The organism is Klebsiella sp. 7-CIP_Kleb. (assembly GCF_050378655.1).
GTDB classification, from domain to species: Bacteria; Pseudomonadota; Gammaproteobacteria; order Enterobacterales; family Enterobacteriaceae; genus Klebsiella; species Klebsiella quasipneumoniae.
The window spans coordinates 229,345-241,498 of sequence record NZ_JBNRLJ010000003.1 but is presented as its reverse complement, the minus strand read 5'-3'; the positions used below and the strand labels follow the sequence as shown (position 1 = coordinate 241,498).

Below are 12,154 nucleotides of genomic sequence, written 5' to 3'. Positions count from 1 at the left end.
ACAAAAGGATGATGCTATGACGACTTTCTCTTCCACGCCCGTTGTCACCACCATGCAGGTGATCCCGGTTGCCGGCCATGACAGTATGCTGATGAATCTGAGCGGGGCCCACGCTCCGTACTTCACCCGCAATATCGTGATTATCAAAGATAACGCCGGCCATACCGGCGTCGGTGAAATTCCGGGGGGCGAAAAAATTCGCCAGACTCTGGAGGATGCCATTCCGCTGGTGGTGGGCAAAACGCTGGGCGAGTATAAAAACGTGCTCGGTGCGGTGCGCAATCAGTTCGCCGACCGTGACGCCGGCGGCCGCGGCCTGCAGACCTTTGACCTGCGTACCACCATTCACGTGGTGACCGGAATCGAAGCGGCGCTGCTGGACCTGCTGGGCCAGCATCTTGGGGTCAACGTCGCCTCGCTGCTCGGCGATGGACAACAGCGCAGCGAAGTTGAAATGCTGGGCTACCTGTTCTTTATCGGTAACCGCCACGCCACGCCGCTGGCCTATCAGAGCCAGCCTGATGAACAATGCGAGTGGTATCGCCTGCGCCATGAAGAGGCGATGACGCCGGATGCGGTGGTCCGCCTCGCGGAAGCGGCGTATGAAAAATATGGCTTCAACGACTTTAAGCTGAAGGGCGGCGTGCTGGCCGGTTTTGAAGAAGCCGAAGCGATCGGCGCCCTGGCGAAGCGCTTCCCGAATGCCCGCGTGACCCTCGATCCGAACGGCGCCTGGCTGCTTGAAGAAGCCATTCAGATTGGCAAGCAGCTGAAGGGAGTGCTGGCCTATGCGGAGGATCCGTGCGGCGCTGAGCAGGGCTTCTCCGGCCGCGAAGTGATGGCGGAGTTCCGTCGCGCGACGGGCCTGCCGACCGCCACCAATATGATCGCCACCGACTGGCGGCAGATGGGCCATACGCTCTCCCTGCAGTCGGTGGATATCCCGCTGGCGGACCCGCACTTCTGGACCATGCAGGGATCGGTTCGCGTGGCGCAGATGTGCCATGAGTTTGGCCTGACATGGGGTTCGCACTCTAATAACCACTTCGACGTGTCGCTGGCGATGTTCACCCACGTTGCGGCTGCGGCGCCGGGCAAGATCACCGCTATCGATACCCACTGGATCTGGCAGGAGGGCAATCAGCGTCTGACCAAACAACCATTTGAAATTAAAGGCGGAATGGTGCAGGTGCCGAGCACGCCGGGTCTGGGGGTTGAGCTGGATATGGACCGCGTAATGCAGGCAAATGAGCTATATAAGAAACATGGCCTTGGCGCCCGCGACGATGCGATGGCGATGCAGTACCTGATCCCGGGCTGGACCTTTGACAACAAGCGTCCATGCATGGTGCGCTAAAAGGCCGCCGGCCTCTGCGGGGGCCGGCATTGCGCGATAGCCACAAGGGTTAGCTCAGAGTAAGGACTGCAGATGAAAATAGTGATCGCACCGGATTCCTGGAAGGAGAGCCTGAGCGCGCTGGAAGTAGCCAGTGCGATAGAGCAAGGCTTTCGCGAGATTTATCCTGACGCGGAATATGTCAGGCTGCCGGTTGCCGACGGCGGGGAAGGGACGGTGGAAGCCATGGTGGCGGCGACCGGCGGGCATCAGGTTCCGCTGACGGTGACCGGGCCGCTGGGGGAGCCGGTAGAGGCATTTTATGGGCTGTCCGGCGATCGCCAGTGCGCCTTTATCGAAATGGCGGCGGCCAGCGGGCTGGAAAGCGTTCCCCCGGCGCAGCGTAACCCGCTGCTGACCACCTCCTGGGGCACCGGGGAGCTCATCCGCCATGCGCTGGACGCTGGTGTGCGGCAGATCATTATTGGCATTGGCGGCAGCGCGACCAATGACGGCGGCGCCGGCATGGCGCAGGCGCTGGGGGCGAAACTGCTGACCGCCGACGGTCAGCAGATCGCGCCAGGGGGCGGTGCGCTGGAGACGCTGGCGCGCATCGATCTTAGCGAGCTGGATCCACGGCTGGCAGATTGTCGGATTGAAGTGGCCTGCGACGTTACCAACCCGTTGACCGGCCCGCAGGGCGCCAGCGCGGTATTCGGCCCGCAAAAAGGGGCGACGGCGCAAATGATTGACCGGCTTGACGGCGGCCTGCGGCACTATGCCCGGATCATCGCCCGTGATTTAGATTGCGACGTGCTGAGCCTGGAAGGCGGCGGCGCGGCGGGCGGGATGGGCGCGGCGCTGTATGCGTTTTGCGGCGCTCAGCTGCGCCCGGGCATTGAGATTGTCACCGATGCGCTGCAGCTGGCGGAGCGGGTGGCGGATGCTGATTTAGTGATCACCGGCGAAGGGCGTATCGACAGTCAGACTATCCACGGTAAGGTGCCGGTGGGGGTGGCCCGGGTGGCGAAGCGATTTAACGTACCGGTGATCGGGATTGCCGGCAGCCTGACCGCCGATGTCGGCGTCGTGCATCAGCACGGGCTGGATGCGGTATTCAGCGTGTTGTACACCATCTGCACTCTGGATGAAGCGCTGGCCAATGCCGCCGCCAATCTGCGGATGACGGCGCGAAACGTCGCCGCGGTTTTGCAGATGGGCGGTAAGCTGTAATTGAGGGATCCCGGCTGGCGCAGTGGTATTTGTAGCCCGGATAAGGTGCGTAGCACCGCGATCCGGGAACCATCCCCGGTGGCGCTTACGCTTACCGGGGCTACCAACCGAATACCGGACCGTAGGGCGTAGCCCGGATGAGGCGCATAGCGCCGCTATCCGGGGTTTACACTCCCATCCGGCACGCTTCGCGCGCCACATTGTCCATCTCATCTAACAGCTCAAGCAGCTCCGGCTCCAGATCCTCGGCGGCGGTGCCTGCGCGCAGCTGGCTCTCCAGGGTGTGGCACAGCTTTTTCAGCCGCGGCACGCCGCTGTAGCTGCAGCTGCCATGCAGTTTGTGGATCAGATCCACCAGCCCTTCCGGCTGCTCGCCAACCAGTTGCTCTTCCACTTTGTTACGTACCTCCGGCATAAAAGCGATCAGCATCTGCAGCATCTCCCTCGCCAGATCTGGCTTCATCGCCGCCTGGCGCAGCGCCAGCTGCCAGTCGAGCGTCTGGTTATGGTCGATGACCGGCTCTGTGGGCGGTATCGCCGCCGGGGCGATGCTGTGTACTCCGGGCTGATAGCGCAGCAGCAGGGCGTGCAGTTTCTCTTCTTCGATCGGCTTCGCCAGATAGTCGTTCATGCCGGCGCTCAGGAGCTTCTCACGCTGGCCCTCCAGGGCGTGTGCGGTGACGGCGATTACCGGCGTTAGCTGGTGATGCGGCAGATGATGGATAAGCTCACAAGCGCGGATGCCGTCCATATCCGGCATCTGAATATCCATCAGGATCAGATCCATCTGCAGTTGCTTGGCCTTGTCCACCGCCTGCTGGCCGCTGTCGCAGAGGATCACCTGCTGCACAAGGTCATCCAGCAGGGCGCCAATGAGCTTCAGGTTTGCCGGGTTGTCGTCGACGGCCATCACGGTCATCGGCAGCTTATGGCTGTCGGCCTGCGTCAACGGCGCGGAGGCTGTCGCATGATTGGTGGCCACCAGCGCTGGCAGTAAACGGGTAGTGGTGAGCGGTTTCAACAGGCAGGCGGCGACGCCATCGCGTTTCAGGGCTTCGGCGCTAACCTGGGCATGACACGGCAGAGCCAGCAGTACGTTGTCTGACATCGCGCAGGCTTTGGCTAATTTTTCCCGGTGCGGTGACAAATCGCGCATTGAGACCGGGATACCGACCAGCAGAATGTCGTACTGGGCTTCCGCCAGCGAGGAGAAGGTGGGGCTGTAGATCACCTCCAGCGGCGTGGCGGCCAGCATCTCCAGCGTGCACTGCGCCGCCGTCGCGTTGGCTTCCACATAGGCCAGACGCTTGCCCGCCAGCCCGTCGGTATTCAGCATATCCGGGATGGCGTTCGGGTTGAGATCGAGGTTGATATGGAACCAGAAGGTGGAGCCGCGGTTCGGCTGACTGTGAAACGAGATATCGCCGCCCATCTCCTTGACCAGACGCTGGGTGATCACCAGCCCGAGCCCGGTGCCGCCGTGGCGGCGTGAAATACTGGCATCGGCCTGACGGAAGGCCTGGAACAGCCGGGACTGATCGCGCTCGGGGATGCCGATGCCGGTATCGTGGATCTGAATTTCGATCTGCACCCGCGAATTACTGATGGCCCGCTGCTCCACCAGCACGTCGATATTACCGTGCTCGGTAAATTTGATGGCGTTGCCCACGAGGTTGGTCACAATCTGCTGCAGACGCAGCGGGTCGCCGATGACGTTATCCGGCACGTTGTTCTTAATGTTCAGCGTCAGCTCCAGCCCCTTATCATGCGCGGAATGCGCCAGCAGGGTGACCACCTCATCAAGCGAGGTGCGCAGCAGGAACGGAATGCTCTCCAGGATGAGTTTCCCCGCCTCCAGCTTGGAAAAGTCGAGCACGTCGTTGATGATCGCCAGCAGATTATTGGCCGAGCGTTCGATGGTGGTCAGGTGGTCGCGCTGCGTGGCGTTGAGATCGGTTTTCAGCGTCAGGCGGGTAAAGCCGATCACCCCATTGAGCGGGGTGCGCAGTTCGTGGGACATATTGGCCAGGAATTCAGACTTAATGCGCGCCGCCTCCTGGGCGCGCTTTTTCGCCAGGTCCAGTTCGACGTTCTGAATCTCCATCTGCTCAAGGGTTTCCCGCAGATCGGAGGTGGCCTGGTCGACGTTGTGCTGCATCTCCTCATGGTACGCCGCCAGCGACATGGCCATCGAGTTGATGCCGTTTTTCAGCATATCCAGCTCGCCGAGCATAAAGCCCTCGACCCGACTGTCCAGCTGCCCACGGCGGATGCGGTCGACGGTATTGACCATATTGCGGATAGGGCCGGTGACGTCGCGCATCAGGCGCCAGCCGAAGATCAGCGCAATGCCGATGCAGAACAGCATCATCACGCTGGAGATGAAAATCTCTTTGTACTGCTGCAGGCGGACCGATTTCAGATCCAGCTCCAGCGCGACGTAGCCCAGCATATTGCCCGGCATTTTGGCATCGGATTCGGGGGATTCATCCGGCGAATAACTTTCCGAGACGATCGGCGTGCGCAGGATCATCATGTCGCCGTCGCGGATGACGCTGAGACGACGGGGAAACGCCTCGCCTTTCGGGATCTGCAGGTCGCTGGGGTTGAGCTGGTAATTGGAGGTGACAAACAGGCGGTTATGCGAATCGTACACCGAGATGGCCCGCACGATCTCCGAGTGGCGACGATGCAGAACGCTGATCAACTGGCCGATGGATTCGCGGTTTTGCAGATTCATGCCATATTCGCTGGAGACTGCCAGCGGCTCAATAATGCTGGTGCCGGCGTCCTCCAGCTGACGTTGCAGGTCGTTATAACGGTGAGCGACAAAGAAAACACTGAGCAACAGCCCTATCAGGACGGTTGGCGCCAGAATCAGAATCATCATGCGAGCACGCAGGCTGTAGTTGGTCATGCGGTTCCATTATGGGAGAATATAGACATCATCGTTCGGTGCGCGTCGGTGCGCTTCGCGGCGCTGCCGCTCTGAACGAGCTCGTTTTATTTGATTGAGACAACTCTCTACGATGGCGCAATTCTACTCTGCAAAACGGCGTGTGACGACGCGCCAGATCATAACCGTTACAGTCAACGACCTCGATCCCTTTGGCCAGGGCGTGGCCCGCCACCAGGGGAAAGCGCTGTTCGTCGGCGGCGTGTTGCCGCAGGAGCAGGCTGAGGTGGTGCTGGTGGAAGACAAAAAGCAGTACGCCCGCGCCCAGGTAAAACGCCGTCTGACCGACAGCCCGCAGCGCCAGGCGCCTCGCTGCCCCCATTTTGGCGTTTGCGGCGGTTGCCAACAGCAGCATGCCAGCATCACGCTTCAGCAGCAAAGTAAACGCGCCGCGCTGGCGCGCCTGATGAAGCGCGAGGTGGATGAGATCATCGCCGGCGAGCCGTGGGGCTATCGCCGTCGCGCGCGCTTAAGCTTGAATTATCAGCCAAAGACCCAACAATTGCAGATGGGTTTTCGTCAGGCCAGCGACAAAGCGATCGTCGAGGTGGTGCAGTGCCCTGTTTTGGTGCCCCAACTTGAGGCGCTGCTGCCCGCCGTGCGCGAGTGCTTAAGCGCGCTGAGCGCATTACGCCACCTTGGCCACGTCGAGCTGGTGCTAGCGGACAACGGCCCACTAATGGTGCTGCGCCATACCGCTGCGCTGCCGGCCGCTGACAGGGAAAAACTGGAACGTTTTTCGCAAACTCACGGTCTTTCCCTGTACCTCGCGCCGCAAAGCGAGATACTGGAACATATTCACGGCGAAGCGCCATGGTATACCTCAGACGGACTACGCTTAGTGTTCAGTCCGCGGGATTTTATCCAGGTCAACGACGGCGTGAATCAGCAGATGGTGCGTACCGCGCTGGCGTGGCTGGATCTGCAGCCCGAAGACCGGGTGCTGGATCTGTTCTGCGGGATGGGCAATTTTACCCTGCCGCTGGCGACTCGCGCCGCCCACGTGGTCGGGGTGGAAGGGGTGCCGGCGCTGGTGGAGAAGGGGCGGGAAAATGCCGCCCTCAATGGTTTATCCAATGTCACCTTCTTCCATGAAAATCTGGAAGAGGATGTCACCCGCCAGGCCTGGGCGAAGCACGGCTTTGATAAAGTGCTGCTGGACCCGGCCCGCGCCGGCGCGCCGGGCGTGATGCCGCATATTATAAAACTGGCGCCGCGGCGGGTGGTGTATGTTTCCTGCAACCCGGCGACGCTGGCGCGAGACAGCGAAACCCTGTTGCAGGCTGGATATCAGATTCAACGCCTGGCGATGCTGGATATGTTCCCGCATACCGGTCATCTGGAATCAATGGTGTTGTTTGAGCGCAGGCTTACATAAGGTCATTCACAACGTCGCAGAAGAGCCGCCCCGGCCATCAATGCTGACGCGACCTGCAGGATGACATGTAGAAAGTTGAGGCTTGCCGACTTCGGCAGGCCGGTCCCTTAAGGAGAGGACAATGGTTGCGGTAAGAAGTGCACATCTTAATAAAGCTGGTGAATTTGACCCGAAGAAATGGATCGCGAGTCTGGGGATTTCCAGCCAGCAGTCGTGTGAGCGCTTAGCCGAAACCTGGGATTATTGTCGCGAAAAAACGCAAGGACACCCGCTGGCGGACCTGCTGCTGTGGCGGGGCGTCGAAATGGTGGAGATCCTCTCCACCCTAAGTATGGATATCGATACCCTGCGCGCGGCGCTGCTGTTCCCGCTGGCCGACAGCGAAGTCGTCAGCGAAGCGGTTATGCAGGAGAGCGTGGGTAAATCGGTCGTGACCCTGATTCACGGGGTACGGGACATGGCCGCCATCCGTCAGCTGAAAGCTACTCATACCGACTCAGTATCTTCCGAGCAGGTGGATAACATTCGCCGCATGCTGCTGGCGATGGTGGACGATTTCCGCTGCGTGGTTATCAAGCTTGCCGAACGTATCGCGCATCTGCGCGAGGTCAAGGACGCGCCGGAAGATGAGCGCGTGCTGGCGGCGAAAGAGTGCACCAATATCTATGCTCCCCTGGCGAACCGCTTAGGTATCGGCCAGCTGAAGTGGGAGCTGGAAGATTACTGCTTCCGCTACCTGCACCCGGCAGAGTACAAGCGTATTGCCAAACTGCTCCACGAACGCCGTATCGACCGCGAGCATTATATCGACGAGTTCGTCGGCCACCTGCGGGCAGAAATGAAAGCCGAAGGGGTCAAGGCCGAGGTCTATGGTCGGCCGAAGCATATCTACAGCATCTGGCGCAAAATGCAGAAAAAACACCTCGCCTTTGACGAGCTGTTTGACGTTCGCGCGGTGCGCATCGTGGCCGAGCGGTTGCAGGATTGTTATGCCGCGCTGGGGATCGTTCATACTCACTACCGTCATCTGCCGGATGAGTTCGATGATTACGTGGCCAACCCGAAACCCAACGGCTACCAGTCTATCCACACCGTGGTGCTGGGGCCGAGCGGCAAGACGGTGGAGATTCAAATCCGCACCCGGCAGATGCATGAAGACGCCGAGCTGGGCGTGGCCGCGCACTGGAAGTACAAAGAGGGCGCGGGAGCGGGTACCAGTGGCGGTCGCGGCTATGAGGACCGTATCGCCTGGCTGCGCAAGCTGATTGCCTGGCAGGAAGAGATGGCCGACTCCGGCGAAATGCTCGACGAAGTGCGCAGCCAGGTCTTTGATGACCGGGTGTATGTTTTTACGCCGAAAGGCGACGTGGTGGACCTGCCGGCGGGGTCGACGCCGCTCGATTTTGCCTACCATATCCACAGCGACGTCGGTCATCGCTGCATCGGCGCTAAAATCGGCGGCCGCATCGTGCCGTTTACCTATCAGCTGCAGATGGGCGATCAGATCGAAATTATTACCCAGAAGCAGCCGAACCCGAGCCGCGACTGGCTCAACCCTAACCTCGGCTACGTTACCACCAGCCGCGGACGCTCCAAAATTCACGCCTGGTTCCGTAAGCAGGATCGCGACAAAAACATTCTTGCCGGCCGGCAGATCCTTGACGATGAGCTGGAGCATCTGGGCATCAGCCTGAAGGATGCGGAAAAGCACCTGCTGCCGCGCTACAATTTCAACGAGCTCGATGAACTGCTGGCGGCCATCGGCGGCGGCGATATCCGTCTCAACCAGATGGTCAACTTCCTGCAGGCGCAGTTCAATAAACCGAGCGCCGCCGAGCAGGATGCGGCAGCGCTGAAGCAGCTGCAGCAGAAAACCTATGCTCCGCAGAACCGCACCAAGGATAATGGCCGGGTGGTGGTGGAAGGGGTTGGCAATCTGATGCACCATATTGCCCGCTGCTGCCAGCCGATCCCGGGCGATGAGATCGTCGGCTTTATCACTCAAGGGCGCGGGATTTCCGTGCATCGCGCCGACTGCGATCAGCTCGCTGAACTGCAGTCGCATGCCCCGGAGCGCATCGTCGATGCGGTATGGGGCGAAAGCTACTCGGCGGGATATTCGCTGGTGGTCAGGGTGGAGGCGAACGATCGCAGCGGGTTACTGCGAGATATCACCACCATCCTCGCCAATGAGAAGGTGAACGTGCTGGGCGTTGCCAGCCGCAGCGATACCCGTCAGCAGCTGGCCACCATCGATATGACCATCGAGATTTACAACCTGCAGGTGCTGGGCCGGGTGCTCGGTAAGCTGAACCAGGTGCCCGATGTGATCGACGCGCGTCGTCTGCACGGCGGTTAATTCGTCTCCAGGCCGGATAAGGCGAAGCCGCCATCCGGCAATTTCGCAACGTCGGATAAGGTCGAAACGCCTTATCCGGCCGACTTTTTTTGAATTTCCAGGATTGTCACATGACTCAAATTGACCGCTTGCTCGGCATCATGCGCCGCCTGCGCGACCCGGAAAACGGCTGCCCGTGGGATAAAGAGCAGACCTTTGCCACCATCGCCCCCTATACCCTCGAAGAAACCTATGAAGTGCTGGACGCTATTTCGCGAGAGGATTTTGACGACCTGCGCGGTGAGCTGGGCGATCTGCTGTTCCAGGTCGTGTTCTATGCGCAGATGGCGCAGGAAGAGGGACGTTTTAACTTTGACGATATCTGCGCCGCCATCAGCGACAAGCTGGAGCGCCGCCATCCCCATATTTTCGCTGATGCCACCGCGGGAAACAGCAGCGAAGTCCTGGCCCGCTGGGAGCAGATCAAAAGCGCGGAGCGGGCGGAAAAAGCCCAGCACTCGGCGCTGGACGACATTCCGCATAGCCTGCCGGCGCTGATGCGCGCGCATAAAATCCAGCGTCGCTGCTCGGCGGTCGGTTTTGACTGGACCTCGCTGGGCCCGGTGCTCGACAAAGTGCATGAAGAAATTGATGAAGTGATGCATGAAGCGCAGCAGGCGGTGGTGGATGAAGCGAAACTGGAAGAGGAAGTGGGCGATCTGCTGTTCGCCACGGTGAATTTATCCCGCCATTTAGGGGTCAAAGCCGAGGTGGCGCTGCAAAAAGCGAACCGCAAATTCGAGCGGCGCTTTCGCGAAGTCGAGCGCATTGTCGCCGCCCGCGGCCTGGAAATGACCGGCGTCGACCTCGATACCATGGAAGAAGTATGGCAACAGGTAAAACGCCAGGAAACTGATCTCTAACGAGTTTTCGTGTTCAAGCGCGATTTGTGTGATTTTATAAATAACAAGCGCTTGATTTACGTCAAAAACATTTCGCCAAAAGCGTCTATTTTCTCTTTCCGTTATGTCGTTGAAACACCATGTAGCCTGCCTCTTCGAGTTGTTCGGGTCGCAACACAGGTGCAACTTGAAGAACGAAGGGGAGGGGAAGAATGAAAGTTTGTGGCGTCACGCATGTTCGGGTATACTACTTTCCCGTCCTGGTTATTCCATCGTTTTACCCTAACTTCTCAGGTTCAGCATGACAACGAACTATATTTTTGTGACCGGCGGGGTCGTATCCTCTCTGGGTAAAGGCATTGCCGCAGCCTCCCTGGCAGCCATTCTTGAAGCCCGTGGTCTCAACGTGACCATCATGAAACTGGATCCGTATATCAACGTCGATCCGGGCACCATGAGCCCAATCCAGCATGGGGAAGTGTTCGTTACTGAAGACGGCGCAGAAACCGATCTGGACCTGGGCCACTACGAGCGTTTCATCCGCACCAAGATGACTCGTCGCAACAACTTCACCACCGGTCGAATCTACTCCGACGTGCTGCGTAAAGAGCGCCGTGGCGACTATCTGGGCGCAACCGTACAGGTTATTCCGCACATCACCAACGCCATTAAAGAGCGCGTACTGGCTGGCGGCGAAGGCCATGACGTGGTGCTGGTGGAAATCGGCGGTACCGTAGGCGATATCGAATCCCTGCCGTTCCTCGAAGCTATTCGTCAGATGGCGGTAGAGATCGGCCGCGAGCATACCCTGTTTATGCACCTGACTTTAGTGCCGTACATGGCCGCCGCCGGTGAAGTCAAAACCAAACCGACTCAGCACTCCGTGAAAGAGCTGCTCTCCATCGGTATTCAGCCTGACATCCTGATTTGCCGCTCCGATCGCGCGGTTCCGGCCAACGAACGGGCGAAAATTGCTTTGTTCTGTAACGTTCCGGAAAAGGCTGTTATTTCTCTGAAAGACGTCGATTCCATTTATAAAATTCCAGGCCTGTTGAAATCTCAGGGGCTGGACGATTATATTTGTAAACGATTCAGCTTAACTTGTCCGGAAGCAAACCTGGCCGAATGGGAACAGGTAATCTATGAAGAAGCCAATCCGGCAGGCGAAGTCACCATCGGCATGGTCGGTAAGTACATTGAACTGCCGGACGCCTACAAGTCGGTGATTGAAGCGCTGAAACACGGTGGTCTGAAAAACCGCGTTACCGTCAACATCAAGCTGATCGATTCGCAGGATGTGGAAACGCGCGGCGTCGAAATCCTCAAGGATTTAGATGCTATCCTTATCCCGGGCGGCTTCGGCTACCGCGGTGTGGAAGGTAAGATCGCCACCGCGCGCTATGCGCGTGAGAACAATATTCCTTATCTGGGCATTTGCCTGGGTATGCAGGTTGCGCTGATTGAATTCGCGCGCAATGTAGCGGGTATGGAAAACGCCAACTCGACGGAATTTGTGCCAGACTGTAAATACCCGGTTGTGGCCCTGATTACCGAATGGCGTGACGAAGATGGCAACGTTGAAGTCCGCTCCGAGAAGAGCGATCTGGGCGGCACCATGCGCCTGGGCGCGCAGCAGTGCCAGCTGGATGAGGATTCTCTGGTACGCCAGCTGTACGGCGAGCCGACCATCACCGAGCGCCATCGTCACCGCTACGAAGTCAACAACATGTTGTTGAAACCGATTGAAGCTGCCGGTCTGCGCGTTGCGGGCCGTTCCGGGGATGATCAGTTGGTCGAGATCATCGAAGTGCCGAACCATCCGTGGTTTGTGGCCTGCCAGTTCCACCCGGAGTTTACTTCGACGCCGCGTGATGGACACCCGCTGTTTGCCGGCTTTGTGAAAGCCGCCAGCGAGTACCAGAAACGCCAGGCGAAGTAAAAAGAGTTAGAACGGCAATGCACCCATCCGGGTGCATTGTTTGTCTGGAGTTTTAGTTTAACTTGTACTGAG

General features: G+C 59.1%; 7 protein-coding genes. 6 read left to right on the top strand and 1 reads right to left on the bottom strand.

Translation table 11 applies throughout. From position 1 onward, the window contains the following. The first annotated feature begins 16 nt into the window (after positions 1 to 16). Entirely contained in the window at positions 17 to 1,357 is a 1,341-nt protein-coding gene (gene gudD / locus ACQUTI_RS14600; RefSeq protein WP_032456528.1) for a glucarate dehydratase, read from the top strand. Between the two features lie 72 nt (positions 1,358 to 1,429). Next, positions 1,430 to 2,569, top strand: a complete 1,140-nt coding sequence (locus ACQUTI_RS14595; RefSeq protein WP_004205570.1) for a glycerate kinase — start codon at positions 1,430 to 1,432, stop codon at positions 2,567 to 2,569. Between the two features lie 166 nt (positions 2,570 to 2,735). Here the strand turns inward: ACQUTI_RS14595 and barA are convergent, their stop codons facing one another. Further along, entirely contained in the window at positions 2,736 to 5,486 is a 2,751-nt protein-coding gene (barA, locus tag ACQUTI_RS14590; protein WP_023319018.1) for a two-component sensor histidine kinase BarA, read from the bottom strand. A gap of 112 nt (positions 5,487 to 5,598) precedes the next feature. Between barA and rlmD the strand changes: the two genes are divergently transcribed. The 4 genes from rlmD to pyrG all read left to right on the top strand — a co-directional run bounded on the left by rlmD (position 5,599) and on the right by pyrG (position 12,082). Continuing rightward, the gene (rlmD, locus tag ACQUTI_RS14585; RefSeq protein ID WP_060656697.1) at positions 5,599 to 6,903 is read left to right on the top strand and encodes a 23S rRNA (uracil(1939)-C(5))-methyltransferase RlmD; all 1,305 of its coding nucleotides are present in this window, start codon (positions 5,599 to 5,601) and stop codon (positions 6,901 to 6,903) included. A gap of 121 nt (positions 6,904 to 7,024) precedes the next feature. Next, positions 7,025 to 9,262 carry a GTP diphosphokinase gene (relA, locus tag ACQUTI_RS14580; RefSeq protein WP_004205575.1) on the top strand — a complete coding sequence of 746 codons (2,238 nt, stop codon included), beginning with the start codon at positions 7,025 to 7,027 and terminating at the stop codon, positions 9,260 to 9,262. A gap of 110 nt (positions 9,263 to 9,372) precedes the next feature. Continuing rightward, positions 9,373 to 10,164, top strand: a complete 792-nt coding sequence (gene mazG / locus ACQUTI_RS14575) for a nucleoside triphosphate pyrophosphohydrolase (protein ID WP_004205577.1) — start codon at positions 9,373 to 9,375, stop codon at positions 10,162 to 10,164. A gap of 280 nt (positions 10,165 to 10,444) precedes the next feature. Next, a complete protein-coding gene (gene pyrG, locus ACQUTI_RS14570) occupies positions 10,445 to 12,082 on the top strand; it encodes a glutamine hydrolyzing CTP synthase (protein WP_004205579.1) in 1,638 nt (545 codons plus the stop codon). Positions 12,083 to 12,154: the final 72 nt, after the last annotated feature.